Source organism: Streptomyces sp. A5-4 (assembly GCF_051131715.1).
Taxonomy (GTDB): domain Bacteria; phylum Actinomycetota; class Actinomycetes; order Streptomycetales; family Streptomycetaceae; genus Streptomyces.
The window spans coordinates 5,103,852-5,118,822 of sequence record NZ_CP178591.1 but is presented as its reverse complement, the minus strand read 5'-3'; the positions used below and the strand labels follow the sequence as shown (position 1 = coordinate 5,118,822).

General features: G+C 65.2%; 26 protein-coding genes. All 26 read right to left on the bottom strand.

Features of this window, described 5'->3' with window-relative positions:
* Positions 1-82 precede the first annotated feature (82 nt).
* The 26 genes from rplQ to rplB all read right to left on the bottom strand — a co-directional run bounded on the left by rplQ (position 83) and on the right by rplB (position 14,961).
* On the bottom strand, positions 83-601 hold the full coding sequence (gene rplQ, locus ACLLJJ_RS23960; protein WP_434595111.1) for a 50S ribosomal protein L17: 519 nt from the start codon (positions 599-601) through the stop codon (positions 83-85).
* An 86-nt stretch (positions 602-687) separates the two neighbouring features.
* Complete coding sequence (locus ACLLJJ_RS23955; protein ID WP_283521070.1) at positions 688-1,710, bottom strand: DNA-directed RNA polymerase subunit alpha; 1,023 nt, start codon at positions 1,708-1,710, stop codon at positions 688-690.
* Positions 1,711-1,855: 145 nt separating this feature from the next.
* Positions 1,856-2,260, bottom strand: a complete 405-nt coding sequence (gene rpsK / locus ACLLJJ_RS23950; RefSeq protein ID WP_347122375.1) for a 30S ribosomal protein S11 — start codon at positions 2,258-2,260, stop codon at positions 1,856-1,858.
* A 67-nt stretch (positions 2,261-2,327) separates the two neighbouring features.
* Positions 2,328-2,708: a 30S ribosomal protein S13 gene (gene rpsM, locus ACLLJJ_RS23945; RefSeq protein ID WP_283521068.1), complete on the bottom strand. Its 381-nt coding sequence runs from the start codon at positions 2,706-2,708 to the stop codon at positions 2,328-2,330.
* A 198-nt stretch (positions 2,709-2,906) separates the two neighbouring features.
* The gene (gene rpmJ, locus ACLLJJ_RS23940) at positions 2,907-3,020 is read right to left on the bottom strand and encodes a 50S ribosomal protein L36 (RefSeq protein WP_009740505.1); all 114 of its coding nucleotides are present in this window, start codon (positions 3,018-3,020) and stop codon (positions 2,907-2,909) included.
* A 62-nt stretch (positions 3,021-3,082) separates the two neighbouring features.
* Positions 3,083-3,304, bottom strand: a complete 222-nt coding sequence (infA, locus tag ACLLJJ_RS23935) for a translation initiation factor IF-1 (RefSeq protein ID WP_003956442.1) — start codon at positions 3,302-3,304, stop codon at positions 3,083-3,085.
* Between the two features lie 198 nt (positions 3,305-3,502).
* Entirely contained in the window at positions 3,503-4,339 is an 837-nt protein-coding gene (gene map, locus ACLLJJ_RS23930; protein ID WP_434600501.1) for a type I methionyl aminopeptidase, read from the bottom strand.
* A gap of 115 nt (positions 4,340-4,454) precedes the next feature.
* On the bottom strand, positions 4,455-5,102 hold the full coding sequence (locus ACLLJJ_RS23925; RefSeq protein ID WP_434595094.1) for an adenylate kinase: 648 nt from the start codon (positions 5,100-5,102) through the stop codon (positions 4,455-4,457).
* A complete protein-coding gene (gene secY, locus ACLLJJ_RS23920; RefSeq protein WP_434595091.1) occupies positions 5,102-6,418 on the bottom strand; it encodes a preprotein translocase subunit SecY in 1,317 nt (438 codons plus the stop codon). Before secY ends, ACLLJJ_RS23925 begins: the two co-directional genes overlap by 1 nt.
* 818 nt (positions 6,419-7,236) lie before the next feature.
* Entirely contained in the window at positions 7,237-7,692 is a 456-nt protein-coding gene (gene rplO / locus ACLLJJ_RS23915; RefSeq protein WP_283521064.1) for a 50S ribosomal protein L15, read from the bottom strand.
* 1 nt (position 7,693) lies between these two features.
* Positions 7,694-7,876: a 50S ribosomal protein L30 gene (gene rpmD / locus ACLLJJ_RS23910; protein WP_283521063.1), complete on the bottom strand. Its 183-nt coding sequence runs from the start codon at positions 7,874-7,876 to the stop codon at positions 7,694-7,696.
* Positions 7,876-8,478 carry a 30S ribosomal protein S5 gene (gene rpsE / locus ACLLJJ_RS23905; protein ID WP_283521062.1) on the bottom strand — a complete coding sequence of 201 codons (603 nt, stop codon included), beginning with the start codon at positions 8,476-8,478 and terminating at the stop codon, positions 7,876-7,878. The genes rpmD and rpsE overlap by 1 nt, the downstream gene beginning before the upstream one ends.
* A 46-nt stretch (positions 8,479-8,524) precedes the next feature.
* Positions 8,525-8,908: a 50S ribosomal protein L18 gene (rplR, locus tag ACLLJJ_RS23900; protein WP_434595087.1), complete on the bottom strand. Its 384-nt coding sequence runs from the start codon at positions 8,906-8,908 to the stop codon at positions 8,525-8,527.
* Positions 8,909-8,911: 3 nt separating this feature from the next.
* Entirely contained in the window at positions 8,912-9,451 is a 540-nt protein-coding gene (gene rplF / locus ACLLJJ_RS23895) for a 50S ribosomal protein L6 (RefSeq protein WP_283521060.1), read from the bottom strand.
* Between the two features lie 21 nt (positions 9,452-9,472).
* Positions 9,473-9,871 (bottom strand): 30S ribosomal protein S8, encoded by a 399-nt coding sequence (gene rpsH / locus ACLLJJ_RS23890; RefSeq protein WP_383275903.1) that lies wholly within the window; start codon positions 9,869-9,871, stop codon positions 9,473-9,475.
* A gap of 221 nt (positions 9,872-10,092) precedes the next feature.
* Complete coding sequence (locus tag ACLLJJ_RS23885; protein WP_004571834.1) at positions 10,093-10,278, bottom strand: type Z 30S ribosomal protein S14; 186 nt, start codon at positions 10,276-10,278, stop codon at positions 10,093-10,095.
* Between the two features lie 2 nt (positions 10,279-10,280).
* The gene (gene rplE, locus ACLLJJ_RS23880) at positions 10,281-10,838 is read right to left on the bottom strand and encodes a 50S ribosomal protein L5 (RefSeq protein WP_028812366.1); all 558 of its coding nucleotides are present in this window, start codon (positions 10,836-10,838) and stop codon (positions 10,281-10,283) included.
* The gene (rplX, locus tag ACLLJJ_RS23875; protein WP_434595083.1) at positions 10,838-11,161 is read right to left on the bottom strand and encodes a 50S ribosomal protein L24; all 324 of its coding nucleotides are present in this window, start codon (positions 11,159-11,161) and stop codon (positions 10,838-10,840) included. Before rplX ends, rplE begins: the two co-directional genes overlap by 1 nt.
* 2 nt (positions 11,162-11,163) lie before the next feature.
* Positions 11,164-11,532 carry a 50S ribosomal protein L14 gene (rplN, locus tag ACLLJJ_RS23870; RefSeq protein WP_073768975.1) on the bottom strand — a complete coding sequence of 123 codons (369 nt, stop codon included), beginning with the start codon at positions 11,530-11,532 and terminating at the stop codon, positions 11,164-11,166.
* A 104-nt stretch (positions 11,533-11,636) separates the two neighbouring features.
* The gene (rpsQ, locus tag ACLLJJ_RS23865; RefSeq protein ID WP_283521057.1) at positions 11,637-11,927 is read right to left on the bottom strand and encodes a 30S ribosomal protein S17; all 291 of its coding nucleotides are present in this window, start codon (positions 11,925-11,927) and stop codon (positions 11,637-11,639) included.
* Positions 11,927-12,151 (bottom strand): 50S ribosomal protein L29, encoded by a 225-nt coding sequence (gene rpmC / locus ACLLJJ_RS23860; protein WP_138894199.1) that lies wholly within the window; start codon positions 12,149-12,151, stop codon positions 11,927-11,929. The genes rpsQ and rpmC overlap by 1 nt, the downstream gene beginning before the upstream one ends.
* A complete protein-coding gene (gene rplP / locus ACLLJJ_RS23855) occupies positions 12,151-12,570 on the bottom strand; it encodes a 50S ribosomal protein L16 (RefSeq protein WP_119286204.1) in 420 nt (139 codons plus the stop codon). The genes rpmC and rplP overlap by 1 nt, the downstream gene beginning before the upstream one ends.
* A gap of 5 nt (positions 12,571-12,575) precedes the next feature.
* Complete coding sequence (gene rpsC / locus ACLLJJ_RS23850) at positions 12,576-13,442, bottom strand: 30S ribosomal protein S3 (protein ID WP_283521056.1); 867 nt, start codon at positions 13,440-13,442, stop codon at positions 12,576-12,578.
* Positions 13,442-13,789 (bottom strand): 50S ribosomal protein L22, encoded by a 348-nt coding sequence (gene rplV, locus ACLLJJ_RS23845; protein ID WP_283521083.1) that lies wholly within the window; start codon positions 13,787-13,789, stop codon positions 13,442-13,444. The genes rpsC and rplV overlap by 1 nt, the downstream gene beginning before the upstream one ends.
* A 41-nt stretch (positions 13,790-13,830) precedes the next feature.
* Positions 13,831-14,112, bottom strand: a complete 282-nt coding sequence (gene rpsS / locus ACLLJJ_RS23840; RefSeq protein WP_283521055.1) for a 30S ribosomal protein S19 — start codon at positions 14,110-14,112, stop codon at positions 13,831-13,833.
* Between the two features lie 12 nt (positions 14,113-14,124).
* The gene (gene rplB / locus ACLLJJ_RS23835; RefSeq protein WP_283521054.1) at positions 14,125-14,961 is read right to left on the bottom strand and encodes a 50S ribosomal protein L2; all 837 of its coding nucleotides are present in this window, start codon (positions 14,959-14,961) and stop codon (positions 14,125-14,127) included.
* Positions 14,962-14,971 lie beyond the last annotated feature (10 nt).

Sequence of the window (14,971 nt, the reverse complement as noted above, 5' to 3'; positions counted from 1 at the left end):
CAAAACAGAACGGGCCCGCACCGCCCCGAAGGGTGGTGCGGGCCCGTCCCAGTGGTCTTCAGAACACCTGAGTGTCCAAGGACTACTTGGACTCCTCGGCGGCCTCGTCGGCCGGCTTGGCGTCCTCGACCTTGGCGTCCTCGGTCTTGGTGTCCTCGACAGCCTCGTCCTTCTTGAGGGTGTCTTCCTTCACCGCGCGCTTGGTCGCAGCCTCGGCCTCACCGGTGGCGGCCTGCGCCACGGTCAGGGCCTCGACGAGCTCGATGACAGCCATGGGCGCGTTGTCGCCACGACGGTTACCGACCTTGGTGATACGCGTGTAACCACCGGGGCGGTTCTCGTAACGCGGGCCGATCTCGGTGAAGAGCGTGTGCACGATGCTCTTGTCCGTGATGGTCTGCAGAACCTGGCGACGGTTGTGGATGTCTCCACGCTTCGCCTTGGTGATCAGACGCTCGGCGACGGGGCGCAGGCGGCGGGCCTTGGCCTCCGTCGTCGTGATGCGACCGTGCTCGAACAGTGCCTTCGCGAGGTTCGCGAGAAGGTGACGCTCGTGCGCAGCGCTGCCGCCCAGACGGGCGCCCTTTGCGGGCTTCGGCATGGTGTTTCTCCTTCATGTCTGCACCGGCCGTATCAGGTACCGGTGTCAGTTACCGACGAACTAGTGCGCGTCGGAAGCGTGGAAAATCAGTACTGCTCGGTCTCGACGAATCCGGCGTCCGCGTCGTCGTCGGCGCCGAAGGCGTCGGCGGCGGCGGTCGGGTCGAATCCGGGCGGGCTGTCCTTGAGGGCCAGGCCCATGCCGGCCAGCTTCGCCTTGACCTCGTCGATCGACTTCGCACCGAAGTTGCGGATGTCGAGCAGGTCGGCCTCGGACCGCGCCACGAGCTCACCCACGGAGTGGATGCCCTCGCGCTTGAGGCAGTTGTACGACCGAACGGTGAGCTCCAGCTCCTCGATCGGCAGGGCGAGATCGGCGGCGAGCGCCGCGTCCGTCGGCGACGGGCCCATGTCGATGCCCTCGGCGTCGATGTTGAGCTCGCGCGCCAGACCGAACAGCTCGACCAGCGTCTTACCGGCGGACGCCATGGCGTCGCGCGGCCGCATGGCCTGCTTCGTCTCGACGTCGACGATCAGCTTGTCGAAGTCGGTGCGCTGCTCGACACGGGTCGCCTCGACCTTGTACGTGACCTTGAGCACCGGCGAGTAGATCGAGTCGATCGGGATGCGCCCGATCTCCTGGCCGACCTGCTTGTTCTGCACGGCGGAGACGTAGCCGCGACCGCGCTCGACGGTCAGCTCCATCTCCAGCTTGCCCTTGCCGTTGAGCGTCGCGAGAACGAGGTCCGGGTTGTGGACCTCGACGCCGGCCGGCGGGGCGATGTCAGCAGCGGTGACCAGGCCGGGACCCTGCTTGCGCAGGTACATCACGACCGGCTCGTCGTGCTCCGAGGAGACGACGAGCTGCTTGATGTTCAGGATGAGGTCGGTCACATCCTCCTTGACGCCCGGCACGGTGGTGAACTCGTGCAGGACACCGTCGACCCGGATGCTGGTGACAGCGGCGCCGGGGATCGAGGAGAGGAGCGTACGACGCAGAGAGTTGCCGAGGGTGTAACCGAATCCCGGCTCCAGCGGCTCGATAACGAACCGGGAGCGGTACTCGTCTACGACCTCTTCGGTCAGCGAGGGGCGCTGAGCGATCAGCATGGAAATTCCTCCAGTGTCTTGGCACCCGCTATTTGATGCCAGTTACTACAAGGGTACGGGCGGCACGGCCCAAAGGGTCGTACCGCCCGTGTGCAACGCGAGAAACGAGAAGGTCGGTCTTCACACCGCCCGCACTGCGACCAGATCAGACGCGGCGACGCTTGGGAGGGCGGCAGCCGTTGTGCGGGGTGGGCGTGACGTCCTGGATGGACCCGACCTCAAGGCCAGTGGCCTGGAGGGAGCGGATCGCGGTCTCACGGCCGGAGCCGGGACCCTTGACGAAGACGTCGACCTTGCGCATGCCGTGCTCCTGCGCGCGACGGCCGGCGGACTCGGCGGCCATCTGTGCGGCGAACGGAGTGGACTTGCGCGAGCCCTTGAAGCCGACATGGCCGGCGGAGGCCCAGGAGATCACGTTGCCCGAGGGGTCCGTGATCGAAACGATGGTGTTGTTGAACGTGCTCTTGATGTGGGCGTGCCCGTGAGCGACGTTCTTCTTTTCCTTGCGGCGCACCTTCTTGGTGGCGCCCTGACGGCCCTTAGGAGGCATGTTTTCTCCTGGCGTGGAGGTGATCGGTCCTACAGCGAAGACCGCTGGTTAAGCGTCCGGCTGAGGACTACTTCTTGCCCGGCTTCTTCTTACCGGCGATGGCACGACGCGGACCCTTGCGGGTACGAGCGTTCGTGCTGGTGCGCTGACCGTGCACCGGCAGGCCGCGGCGGTGACGCAGACCCTGGTAGCAGCCGATTTCCACCTTGCGGCGGATGTCGGCCTGGACCTCACGGCGGAGGTCACCTTCGGTCTTGAAGTTGACATCCACGTACTCGCGGAGCTTGACCAGGTCCTCTTCAGGCAGGTCACGCACGCGAACGTTGGGGTCGACACCGGTGGCGGCAAGGGTCTCCTGAGACCGCGTGCGCCCGATGCCGAAGACATAGGTGAGGGCGACCTCAATGCGCTTTTCGCGCGGGAGGTCAACGCCTTCGAGGCGTGCCATGCATGGCTCCTGTTGGTTCGGAGGTCTTCCGCAGAACCGTTCCGTGGCCGCCGGACGCTCCCCAGTAGGGAGTGGTACGGACCAGGTCCCCGGCCTCCGCCGGAGGTGTCAGCACCCGCTGAGGGCACTGGGTTCTGCGTATATACATTTACTTCGCTTGCGTCGCGCGAAGAGCTGCGAGATGCAGGGGGTCGTGCGTCAGCCCTGGCGCTGCTTGTGGCGCAGGTTTTCGCAGATAACCATGACCCGGCCGTGACGGCGGATCACCTTGCACTTGTCGCAGATCTTCTTGACGCTCGGCTTGACCTTCATGAAATGTCAGGTTCTCCGGGTCAGTGCCATCGCCCCGCTGAAACACGAGACGGCAGCAAGATCTACTTGTACCGGTAGACGATCCGGCCACGCGTCAGGTCGTACGGAGAAAGCTCCACGACGACCCGGTCATCCGGGAGGATGCGGATGTAGTGCATACGCATCTTGCCGCTGATGTGCGCGAGGACTTTGTGACCGTTCTGCAGTTCCACCTTGAACATTGCGTTCGGGAGGGACTCGATCACGGTGCCCTCGATCTCGATGGCACCTTGCTTCTTGGCCACGCTTCGCCCTTCGAATCGGCTACCTTGATCGACTCTCGCTCCGCATGCGGACATACGGGTACACGCGAGCCGACGAGTCAGTCTACGTCAGGCCCCCGGAAAAGACGAATCAGGGATGTTTGCCCAACAGTCAAGATCATTAAGCGGTTGACCCGGCCCAACCAGGCGCGCACGCCCCGCCGCGCCCCCGGACGGCTCTCAGGCCAGCGGGTCCGGGGCCGTCGTCACGCCGTACTCCGCCAGCTTCGCCTTGCCGCCGTCGACCGCGGTCAGGACCAGCGGGCCCTCTTCGGTCAGTGCCACGGAGTGCTCCCAGTGCGAGGACCAGGTGCCGTCCGTGGTGACGACCGTCCAGTTGTCCTCCAGGACGTCCGTCTGCGCCGTGCCGAGGCTCACCATCGGCTCGATGGCGAGGCAGAAGCCGGGGACCAGCTTGGGGCCCTTCCCGCGCTTGCGGGCGACGTAGTTCAGCAGGTGCGGGTCCATGTGCATCTCGGTGCCGATGCCGTGGCCGCCGTAGTCCTCGATGATCCCGTACTTTCCCGTCGCCGGACGCGGCTGGCGGCGGATGTACGACTCGATCGCCCGGGAGATGTCCACGAGCCGGTTGCCCAGCTTCATCGCGGCCAGACCGGCCCACATGGACTCCTCGGTCACCCGGGAGAGCTCCACCAGCTCGGGCGCGTGCCCGGTCCCCACGAACGCGGTGTACGCCGCGTCGCCGTGCCAGCCGTCGATGATCGCGCCGGCGTCGATCGAGATGATGTCGCCGTCCTTCAGGACCGTCTTCTCGTCCGGGATGCCATGGACGACGACCTCGTTGACCGAGGTGCAGATGGTCGCGGGGAAACCGCCGTACCCGAGGAAGTTCGACTTGGCGTCGTGCTCCGCGAGCACCTTGCGGGCGACCTCGTCCAGGTCCCGGGTGGTGGCGCCGGGCACCGCTGCCTCGCGGGTGGCCGCATGGACCGCGGCGACGACCAGCCCCGCCTCGCGCATCTTCGCGATCTGCTCGGGGGTCTTGATCTCCACCATCACTGTGCCTTCCACGTTCGCTGTATCTGCCTGCTCAACAGTACGGCCGCGGCGCCTCTCGGACACCGCGGCCGTAACCGTCGTACTGCTTATCGCTTGATCAGTGTGCGCCGGACTACCTATTCAGTGCGTCCATCGCACGCCGCGTCACTTCGTCGACCTTGCCCATCGAGGAGATGGTGACCACCAGGTTCTGCGCCTTGTAGTGGTCGATGATCGGCTCGGTCTCGCTGTGGTAGACCTCCAGGCGACGGCGGACCGTCTCCTCGCTGTCGTCCCCGCGCTGGTACAGCTCACCGCCGCAGACGTCGCAGACGCCTTCCTTCTTGGGCGGGGTGTACGTCACGTGGAAGACGTGCGCCGAATCGTTGCGGCAGATGCGGCGACCCGCGATCCGCTTCACGACCTCGTCCTCGGGGACCTCAAGGTCCAGCACGGCGTCCAGCTTCTGGCCGTCCGTCTTCAGCGCCTTGTCGAGCGCCACAGCCTGCGAGACGTTCCTCGGGAAGCCGTCGAGCAGGAACCCGTTCACGGCGTCCGGCTGGGCCATGCGGTCCTTGGCCATCCCGATGGTGACCTCGTCCGGCACCAGGTTGCCGGCGTCCATGAACGCCTTCGCCTGCTTGCCGAGGGCGGTGCCCCGGCTGATGTTGGCGCGGAAGAGGTCGCCCGTGGAGATGTGCGGGATCGCCAGGTTCTTGGCAAGGAACGCAGCCTGCGTTCCCTTGCCGGCACCGGGCGGCCCGACGAGGACGATTCGCATCAGCGGAGGAACCCTTCGTAATTGCGCTGCTGGAGCTGGCTCTCGATCTGCTTCACGGTCTCCAGGCCCACACCCACGATGATGAGGATGCTTGTCCCGCCGAACGGGAAGTCCTGGTTCGCACCGAAGCCTGCCAACGCCATCGTCGGCACAAGAGCAATCAGGCCCAGATACAGCGAGCCCGGCCAAGTGATCCGGTTGAGCACGTAGCTGAGGTACTCAGCAGTAGGTCGACCGGCCCGGATACCCGGGACGAAGCCACCATACTTCTTCATGTTGTCGGCAACTTCCTCGGGGTTGAACGAGATCGCCACATAGAAGAAGGCGAAGAACACGATCAGGAAGAAGTACACCGCGATGTAGAGCGGCTTGCCGTCCACGAAGTGCAGCTGAACCCAGTTCGCCCACCCGGACTTACCACTGCCACCGCCGAACTGAACGATGAGCATCGGGATGTAGAGCAGCGACGAGGCAAAGATGACCGGGATCACACCGGCCTGGTTGACCTTCAACGGGATATAGGTGGACGTACCGCCGTAGGACTTCCGGCCGATCATCCGCTTCGCGTACTGCACCGGAATCCTGCGTTGCGCCTGTTCCACAAAGACCACGAGGCCCACCATCGCGAAGCCGACGAGCATGACCACGCCGAACTCGATCCAGCCGTCGGCCAGATCGCCCTTCTTCTTGATGGCCCACAGGGCGCCGGGGAAGCCGGATGCGATCGAGATGAACATCAGGATCGACATGCCGTTGCCCACACCGCGGTCGGTGACGAGCTCACCGAGCCACATCACCACGGCAGTTCCGGTGGTCATGGTGACCACCATCACGAGGGTGGTGAAGATCGATTTGTCGGGCACGATATTGGAAGCGGCCGGGCAGCCGCTGAACAGCGCGCCGGTACGAGCGGTTGCCACCAGGCCGGTGCCCTGAAGGATGGCGAGCGCCACAGTCAGGTAACGCGTGTACTGAGTGATCTTCGCCGTGCCGGACTGCCCCTCCTTCTTGAGGGCTTCCAGCCGGGGAATCACTACCGTCAGCAGCTGAAGAATGATGCTCGCCGTGATGTACGGCATGATGCCGAGCGCGAAGATCGTGATCTGCAGCAGTGCACCACCGCTGAACAGATTCGCCAGGCCGAGGAGGTTGTTGCCCGACTGGGCCTGGTCAAGGCAGAGCTGCACGCTCTTGTAACTGACCCCGGGGACCGGGATATGGGCGCCGAGCCGATACAGCACGATGATGCCGAGCGTGAAGAGCAGCTTCTTACGCAGGTCGGGGGTCTTGAACGCCCGGGCGAACGCGGTGAGCACGGTGCCTCCTGCCCCTCCCACTTCTTATGTGGAAGGGCTCGTCGAATACAGGGCCACGGCTCTGGGCCGTTGCGCAGCGTCCTGCCACGCACCGCAGCGGACACACACACAGAGGGGCCAGCATAGCCACAACTGATCCTGGGAACTCTAACAACGCCGGGCCGGAACTCCAGCCCGCAGCCGTGAGTCAGCCGACGCACGACCCCATCACGGGGCCGGGACGGGCAGTTCGGGCGCCGCCCTCACCGACCCACGGGCGACGACAGCGCCGCCGCCACCCCCGCCACCGGTGAACTCCGGGGCCACCGGGGGCCACCTGGCACGGTCGGGGCATCGCGTCATCATTCTGTTGACGGCGGCCCCGCTTTCGCCACTCCCCCGCATTTCCACCCGGCGGGAAAACTCGGCCGCCGCCCCCGAACCGCCCGGAGTTGACCCCTCACGCGACCGTGATGTCCGGACATCGGCGGCAAGTCCGGCGTGAGATTCGCGCGCCACCGATCCTGTGCAGGGCGTAACCGTCGCGCATCTCCCGGTGAATTTACCGCCGCATTACCCGCTGCGGCATTTCGTTCGGCCGCCTCGGAAACGACCGGATAACCGCCGGGAAAACCGTCCATAGTGTGCGGCGGGATATGCCGGCAATACCCGGGGGCGGAAATGCGCGAGTGGGAAGTCCCGTACGGGCGGCGCCCGTCGGCCACCCAGGGGGGTCGCGCGCCGGTTCGCGCAGGGCATGAAAAAAGCCTGGCCGGCTGCCCACCGCAGAGCGGATGGGCAGCCGGCCAGGCTTCAATGCCGTGCTGGTTGGTCGCCGACTAGATGAGCTCGGTGACCGTGCCGCCGGCAGCGGCGACCTTCTCCTTGGCGGAAGCGGAGACGGCGTCAACCGTCACCTGCAGCGCCACGGTGATCTCGCCGGCGCCGAGCACCTTGACGAGCTGGTTCTTGCGCACCGCGCCCTTGGCGACCAGGTCGGCCACCGTGACCTCTCCACCCTCGGGGTAGAGAGCGCCGAGCTTCTCCAGGTTCACGACCTGGTACTCGGTGCGGAACGGGTTCTTGAAGCCCTTGAGCTTCGGGAGACGCATGTGGAGGGGCATCTGCCCGCCCTCGAAGCGCTCCGGAACCTGCGTACGGGCCTTCTGGCCCTTGGTGCCACGACCCGCGGTCTTACCCTTGGACGCCTCGCCACGACCCACACGGGTCTTGGCGGTCTTGGCGCCCGGGGCAGGCCGGAGGTTGTGGACCTTCAGCGGGTTGTTCTCCGCCATGTCAGTCGACCTCCTCAACCGTAACGAGGTGGCGGACGGTGTTAGCCATGCCGCGGAACTCGGGACGGTCCTCCTTGACAACCGTGTCGTTCAGGCGCTTGAGCCCGAGCGAACGCAGGGTGTCGCGGTGGTTCTGCTTGCTACCGATGAACGACTTCGTCTGCGTGATCTTGAGGCGGGCCATTACGAACCCGCTCCCAGAGCACGTGCACGAAGCAGAGCCGCGGGGGCGACGTCCTCAAGGGGCAGACCACGGCGAGCCGCGATCTCCTCGGGACGCTGCAGACCCTGGAGGGCCGCCACGGTCGCGTGCACGATGTTGATCGGGTTCGACGAGCCGAGCGACTTCGACAGGATGTCGTGAACGCCGGCGCACTCGAGCACGGCACGCACCGGGCCACCGGCGATAACGCCGGTACCGGGGGACGCCGGCTTGAGCAGTACGACGCCCGCAGCCTTCTCACCCTGGATCGGGTGGGGGATGGTGCCCTGGATACGCGGAACCTTGAAGAAGGTCTTCTTCGCCTCTTCAACGCCCTTGGCGATGGCCGCGGGAACTTCCTTGGCCTTGCCGTATCCGACACCTACGGTGCCGTCACCGTCGCCCACCACGACCAGCGCGGTGAAGCTGAAGCGGCGACCACCCTTGACAACCTTGGCAACACGGTTGATCGCGACTACGCGCTCAACATAAGCGGTCTTCTCGGCAGGGCCACCGTCGCGACCCTTCCGGTCCCGCCGCTCGCCGCCACCGGCACCGCTTCCGCGGCGCTGGGGTCCAGCCATTGGATTTACCTCTCTCTGTTACGTCCGTTAGTCCCGGAATCGGGGCTTAGAACTTCAGCCCGGCTTCGCGGGCGGCGTCAGCCAGAGCGGCAATGCGCCCTGCGTACCTGTTGCCACCACGGTCGAACACGACGGTCTCGACGCCGGCAGCCTTCGCACGCTCGGCGACAAGCGCGCCGACCTGCTGAGCCTTGGCGCTCTTGTCCGCCTCGCCGCCGCGGATCGAAGAGTCCAGGGTCGACGCCGACGCGAGCGTGTGGCCCGCGATGTCGTCGATGACCTGGGCCACGATGTTGCGGTTGGAGCGTGTCACGACCAGGCGAGGACGTACCGGCGTACCGGAGACGTGCTTGCGGACGCGGATGTGGCGGCGCTTGATGGCGGCGCGCTTGTACGCGTCGCCCTTGGCAATTTTTACACCGTATGCCATGGCTTACTTACCCGCCTTTCCGACCTTGCGGCGGATAACTTCACCGGCGTACTTGACGCCCTTGGCCTTGTACGGGTCGGGCTTCCGCAGCTTGCGGATGTTGGCGGCGACCTCGCCGACCTTCTGCTTGTCGATGCCCTCGACGCTGAGCTTCGTGGGCGACTCGACCTTGAAGGTGATGCCTTCGGGAGCCTCGATAACGATGGGGTGGCTGTATCCGAGCGCGAACTCCAGGTTGGAGCCCTTCGCCTGGACGCGGTAACCCACACCGCTGATCTCGAGCGCCTTGCTGTATCCCGCGGTCACGCCGGTGATCATGTTCGCCACCAGCGTGCGGGACAGGCCGTGGAGGGCCCTGTTCTGACGCTCGTCGTTCGGACGAACGACGTTCAGAACGCCGTCCTCGCCCTTGGAGACCTCGATCGGCGCGGCGACGGTGTGCGAGAGGGAACCCTTCGGGCCCTTCACCGCGACCGTACGGCCATCGATGGTGACGTCCACACCGGCGGGAACCTGGATGGGGAGCTTGCCGATTCGCGACATTAGCTTTTCCTCCGTTCCCGACTACCAGACGTAGGCGAGGACTTCCCCACCTACGCCCTTCTTGCCTGCCTGCTGGCCGGTCAGGAGACCGTGGGAAGTGGAGATGATCGCCACTCCCAGGCCGCCCAGAACCTTCGGCAGGCTGGTGGACTTCGCATATACACGCAGACCCGGCTTCGAGATGCGCTTGATGCCGGCAATCGAACGCTCGCGGTTCGGGCCAAACTTCAGCTCGAGGACGAGGTTCTTGCCAACCTCGGCGTCCTCGACCTTCCAGCCGGTGATGAAGCCCTCCTGCTGGAGGATCTCCGCGATGTGCGACTTGATCTTGCTGTGCGGCATACCCACGGTGTCGTGGTACGCCGAGTTCGCGTTACGCAGACGCGTGAGCATGTCTGCGATTGGATCAGTCATGGTCATGTAGTGGCCTTCGGCCTCTCTCGCCGGGGTTTCCTGTATGCGCCATCCCTCTCCCTACTCAGAGGCAGGACGGGTGCGGTGCGGGGACCTACGGCGTAGTAAGTCGGTCAGGGCGGCAGGCGCCCAACCCCACAAGCCTACGGCATGCGGGGGAGGGCTCCCACCGACCAGATACTTACCGAGAGCACGAGGTATTCAGTACGCCCAAAGGGCAGTACTGACTACCAGGAGCTCTTGGTCACGCCCGGCAGCTCGCCACGGTGGGCCATCTCACGAAGGCACACGCGGCACAGGCCGAACTTGCGGTAGACGGAGTGCGGCCGGCCGCAACGCTGGCAACGCGTGTACGCGCGCACAGCGAACTTGGGCTTGCGGGCCGCCTTAGCGATCAGAGCCTTCTTCGCCACGGTCAGTTCTCCTTGAACGGGAAGCCGAGGTGACGAAGGAGGGCACGACCCTCGTCGTCATTGGTCGCCGTGGTGACCACGGTGATGTCCATGCCCCGGACCCGGTCGATCTTGTCCTGGTCGATCTCGTGGAACATGACCTGCTCCGTGAGACCGAAGGTGTAGTTGCCACGGCCGTCGAACTGCTTCGGCGACAGACCACGGAAGTCACGGATACGCGGAAGCGCGAGCGACAGCGTACGGTCCAGGAACTCCCACATGCGGTCACCGCGGAGGGTGACGTGGCAGCCGATCGGCTGACCCTCGCGCAGCTTGAACTGCGCGATGGACTTCCGGGCCTTGGTGACAGCAGGCTTCTGGCCGGTGATCGTGGTGAGGTCGCGAATGGCGCCATCGATCAACTTGGAGTCGCGGGCGGCGTCGCCCACACCCATGTTGACCACGATCTTGACGAGGCCGGGGATCTGCATGACGTTCTCGTAGGAGAACTCTTCACGCAGCTTGCCCGCGATTTCCTCGCGGTAGCGCAGCTTGAGGCGCGGTGCGGTGGTGGTAGTCATCAGATGTCCTCACCGGTCCGCTTGGCAACGCGGATCTTGTTGCCCTCGTCGTCAAACCTGAAGCCGACGCGAGTAACGACCTTCTTGCCGTCCTTCTCAACAACCAACTGCACGTTGCTGACGTGGACGGGCGCCTCGGTCGTCACAATGCCGCCGGTCTGCGAACCGCGAGCGGTCTGGCCGGCCTTCGTGTGCTTCTTGACCCGGTTGACACCCTCGACCAGGACACGGTTCTCGCGGGGGATGGCCAGAATGACCTTGCCCTGCTTGCCCTTGTCCTTACCGGTGATGACCTGAACCAGGTCGCCCTTCTTGATCTTCATGCTTACAGCACCTCCGGCGCGAGAGAGATGATCTTCATGAACTTCTTCTCGCGCAGCTCACGGCCAACCGGGCCGAAGATACGGGTGCCGCGAGGGTCGCCGTCGTTCTTCAGAATGACGGCGGCGTTCTCGTCGAAGCGGATGTACGAGCCGTCGGGACGGCGACGCTCCTTGACAGTGCGAACGATGACCGCCTTGACGACGTCACCCTTCTTCACATTGCCACCGGGGATCGCGTCCTTGACGGTGGCGACAATGACGTCGCCGATACCCGCGTAGCGGCGACCCGAGCCACCGAGAACACGGATGGTGAGAATTTCCTTCGCACCCGTGTTGTCGGCGATACGAAGTCGCGACTCCTGCTGGATCACGTCTATCTCCTGATCGTCTGCCGGTTCCCGGCAAGGGGGCTCCTCGCGGAGCGCCCCTCACCGAGCCTGGCGGAACTGACCTGAGCCGGAAGGCTCAGGAATTACTACTTGGCCTTCTCGAGGATCTCGACGACGCGCCAGCGCTTCGTCGCGGACAGCGGCCGGGTCTCCATCAGGAGAACACGGTCGCCGGTACCCGCGGCGTTGGCCTCGTCGTGTGCCTTGAGCTTGTTCGTACGGCGGATGACCTTGCCGTACAAAGCGTGCTTGACACGGTCCTCGACAGCGACGACGACGGTCTTGTCCATCTTGTCGCTGACCACAAGGCCCTCACGGGTCTTGCGGAAGCCGCGCTGCTCGTTCGCGTTCGTCTCAGTCACAGTCTTCTCGCTCATCAGGCGCTCTCCACCGTCTCGATGCCCAGCTCGCGCTCACGCATCAGGGTGTAGATCCGGGCGATGTCCTTACGGACGGACTTGAGCCGGCCGTGATTTTCGAGCTGCCCGGTCGCCGCCTGGAAGCGGAGGTTGAACAGTTCTTCTTTGGCCTCACGAAGCTTCGCGACGAGGTCCTCGTCGTTCAGCTCGCGCAGCTCAGTCGCCTTCGTACCGGCCACCATCACGACTCACCTGCCTCGCGCCGCACAATCCGGCACTTCATCGGAAGCTTGTGAGCAGCGCGGGTGAGCGCCTCACGAGCAATCTTCTCGTTCGGGTAGGACAACTCGAACATCACACGACCGGGCTTGACGTTCGCGATCCACCACTCGGGAGAACCCTTACCGGAACCCATGCGGGTCTCGGCAGGCTTCTTCGTCAGGGGGCGGTCCGGATAAATGTTGATCCAGACCTTTCCGCCACGCTTGATGTGGCGGGTCATCGCGATACGAGCAGCCTCGATCTGGCGGTTCGTCACGTATGCCGGCGTCAGCGCCTGGATGCCGTACTCACCGAATGCGACCTCAGTGCCACCCTTTGCCATACCGCTGCGCTTGGGGTGGTGCTGCTTGCGGTGCTTGACCCTACGAGGGATCAGCATGTCGGTCAGGCCTCCGTTCCAGTGCTCTCAGCCGGAGCAGCTGCGGCGGGAGCGTCGGCCTTGGGGGCCTCCGCTGCCGGCGCGGACTGCTGCGGCTTGCGGCCGCGGCCGCCACGCTCGCCACCACGGGCTCCGCCACGGCCACCGGCCGGACGGTCGCCGCCACCGGCGGGACCCCCGCCGGTGCCACCACGGGCCGGGCGGTTACCCGCACGGGCCGCGGCGTTCTCGGCGCGGACCTCGGCGATGTTCTTGACGTCGCCCTTGTAGATCCAGACCTTGACGCCAATACGACCGAAGGTCGTCTTGGCCTCGAAGAAGCCGTAGTCCACATTCGCGCGGAGCGTGTGCAGGGGCACACGACCCTCGCGGTAGAACTCCGACCGGGACATCTCGGCGCCGCCGAGGCGACCGCCGCACTGGATCTTGATGCCCTTGGCGCCGGCCTTCATCGTGCCCTGCATGCTCTTACGCATGGCGCGACGGAAGGAGACACGGGAGGAGAGCTGCTCGGCAACGGCCTGAGCAACCAGCTGCGCGTCCATCTCGGGGTTCTTGACCTCAAGGATGTTCAGCTGCACCTGCTTGCCCGTGAGCTTCTCGAGGTCGCCGCGGATGCGGTCGGCCTCGGCGCCACGGCGGCCGATGACGATGCCCGGACGCGCGGTGTGGATGTCCACACGCACACGGTCACGGGTGCGCTCGATCTCAACCTTCGAGATGCCGGCGCGCTCCATGCCGGACGTCATCATCCTGCGGATGGCGACGTCTTCCTTGACGTAGTCCTTGTACAGCTTGTCGGCGTACCACCGCGACTTGAAGTCCGTGGTGATGCCGAGGCGGAACCCGTGCGGGTTTACCTTCTGGCCCATTACCGGGTTCCTTCCTTGCTGCTGACGACCACGGTGATGTGGCTGGTCCGCTTGCGGATCCGGTAGGCACGGCCCTGCGCACGCGGACGGAAGCGCTTCAGGGTCGGGCCCTCGTCCACGTACGCCTCGCTGATGACCAGCGACTTGGCGTCCGTGTGGTCGTAGTTGTGTGCGGCGTTGGCGATGGCGCTGTCAAGCACCTTGCCGACCGGCACGCTCGCGGCCTGCGCGGCGAAACGCAGGACTGCCTGAGCATCCGTGGCATCCATGCCACGGATAAGGTCCACCACGCGGCGGGCCTTCATGGGCGTGACGCGGATGTACCGCGCCTGGGCCCTGGCTTCCATGGTTGTCCCTTCGGTGTCGTTCATAGTCTTCGCACCCCGCCTTAGCGGCGCTTCGTCTTGCGGTCGTCCTTGACGTGGCCGCGGAAGGTGCGGGTCGGCGCAAACTCGCCGAGCTTGTGGCCGACCATGGACTCGGTGACGAACACCGGGATATGGATCTTGCCGTTGTGCACCGCGATGGTGTGACCCAGCATTGCCGGGATGATCATCGAGCGCCGGGACCAGGTCTTGATAACGGTCTTGGTGCCAGCTTCGTTCTGGACGTCCACCTTCTTGATGAGGTGTCCGTCGACGAAGGGCCCCTTCTTGAGACTACGCGGCATCTAAACCCGCTCCTAGCGCTTCTTGTTCGACTTGCGGCGGCGGACGATGTACTTGCTCGATGCCTTCTTCGGCGAGCGAGTACGACCCTCCTTCTGACCCCACGGGCTGACCGGGTGGCGACCACCTGAAGTCTTGCCCTCACCACCACCGTGCGGGTGGTCGACCGGGTTCATCGCCACACCGCGAACGGTCGGGCGAACGCCCTTCCAGCGCATACGGCCGGCCTTGCCCCAGTTGATGTTCGACTGCTCGGCATTGCCGACCTCGCCAATGGTGGCGCGGCAGCGGATGTCGACCAGACGGACCTCGCCCGACGGCATACGAAGGTGCGCCATGGCGCCTTCCTTCGCCAGCAGCTGGACCGAAGCACCCGCGGAACGGGCAATCTTCGCTCCGCCGCCGGGACGCATCTCGATGGCGTGGATGGTCGTACCCACCGGGATGTTGCGCAGCGGCAGGTTGTTGCCGGGCTTGATGTCGGCGCCGGCGCCGTTCTCGACCTTGTCGCCCTGCGTCATCTTGGCCGGAGCCAGGATGTAACGCTTCTCGCCGTCCACGTAGTGGAGCAGCGCGATGCGCGCGGTGCGGTTCGGGTCGTACTCGATGTGCGCGACCTTGGCCGGCACGCCGTCCTTGTCGTGCCGACGGAAGTCGATCACTCGGAAGGCACGCTTGTGTCCGCCACCCTGGTGGCGAACGGTGATCCGACCGGCGTTGTTACGGCCGCCCTTGCTGTGCAGCGGGCGAACCAGCGACTTCTCCGGCGTGGACCGCGTGATCTCGACAAAGTCGGCTACGGAGGAGCCACGGCGGCCCGGCGTAGTCGGCTTGTACTTGCGGATTCCCATTTCTCAGTCC

Coding starts and splice junctions, on each gene's coding strand:
- rplQ (WP_434595111.1), bottom strand. CDS start 601: ATGCCGAAGCCCGCAAAGGGCGCCCGTCTGGGCGGCAGCGCTGCGCAC.
- ACLLJJ_RS23955 (WP_283521070.1), bottom strand. CDS start 1,710: ATGCTGATCGCTCAGCGCCCCTCGCTGACCGAAGAGGTCGTAGACGAG.
- rpsK (WP_347122375.1), bottom strand. CDS start 2,260: ATGCCTCCTAAGGGCCGTCAGGGCGCCACCAAGAAGGTGCGCCGCAAG.
- rpsM (WP_283521068.1), bottom strand. CDS start 2,708: ATGGCACGCCTCGAAGGCGTTGACCTCCCGCGCGAAAAGCGCATTGAG.
- rpmJ (WP_009740505.1), bottom strand. CDS start 3,020: ATGAAGGTCAAGCCGAGCGTCAAGAAGATCTGCGACAAGTGCAAGGTG.
- map (WP_434600501.1), bottom strand. CDS start 4,339: ATGGTGGAGATCAAGACCCCCGAGCAGATCGCGAAGATGCGCGAGGCG.
- ACLLJJ_RS23925 (WP_434595094.1), bottom strand. CDS start 5,102: ATGCGAATCGTCCTCGTCGGGCCGCCCGGTGCCGGCAAGGGAACGCAG.
- rplO (WP_283521064.1), bottom strand. CDS start 7,692: ATGGCGGAGAACAACCCGCTGAAGGTCCACAACCTCCGGCCTGCCCCG.
- rpmD (WP_283521063.1), bottom strand. CDS start 7,876: ATGGCCCGCCTCAAGATCACGCAGACGAAGTCGTTCATCGGTAGCAAG.
- rpsE (WP_283521062.1), bottom strand. CDS start 8,478: ATGGCTGGACCCCAGCGCCGCGGAAGCGGTGCCGGTGGCGGCGAGCGG.
- rplR (WP_434595087.1), bottom strand. CDS start 8,908: ATGGCATACGGTGTAAAAATTGCCAAGGGCGACGCGTACAAGCGCGCC.
- rplF (WP_283521060.1), bottom strand. CDS start 9,451: ATGTCGCGAATCGGCAAGCTCCCCATCCAGGTTCCCGCCGGTGTGGAC.
- rpsH (WP_383275903.1), bottom strand. CDS start 9,871: ATGACCATGACTGATCCAATCGCAGACATGCTCACGCGTCTGCGTAAC.
- rplE (WP_028812366.1), bottom strand. CDS start 10,838: ATGACTACCACCACCGCACCGCGCCTCAAGCTGCGCTACCGCGAGGAA.
- rplX (WP_434595083.1), bottom strand. CDS start 11,161: ATGAAGATCAAGAAGGGCGACCTGGTTCAGGTCATCACCGGTAAGGAC.
- rpsQ (WP_283521057.1), bottom strand. CDS start 11,927: ATGAGCGAGAAGACTGTGACTGAGACGAACGCGAACGAGCAGCGCGGC.
- rpmC (WP_138894199.1), bottom strand. CDS start 12,151: ATGGTGGCCGGTACGAAGGCGACTGAGCTGCGCGAGCTGAACGACGAG.
- rplP (WP_119286204.1), bottom strand. CDS start 12,570: ATGCTGATCCCTCGTAGGGTCAAGCACCGCAAGCAGCACCACCCCAAG.
- rpsC (WP_283521056.1), bottom strand. CDS start 13,442: ATGGGCCAGAAGGTAAACCCGCACGGGTTCCGCCTCGGCATCACCACG.
- rplV (WP_283521083.1), bottom strand. CDS start 13,789: ATGGAAGCCAGGGCCCAGGCGCGGTACATCCGCGTCACGCCCATGAAG.
- rpsS (WP_283521055.1), bottom strand. CDS start 14,112: ATGCCGCGTAGTCTCAAGAAGGGGCCCTTCGTCGACGGACACCTCATC.
- rplB (WP_283521054.1), bottom strand. CDS start 14,961: ATGGGAATCCGCAAGTACAAGCCGACTACGCCGGGCCGCCGTGGCTCC.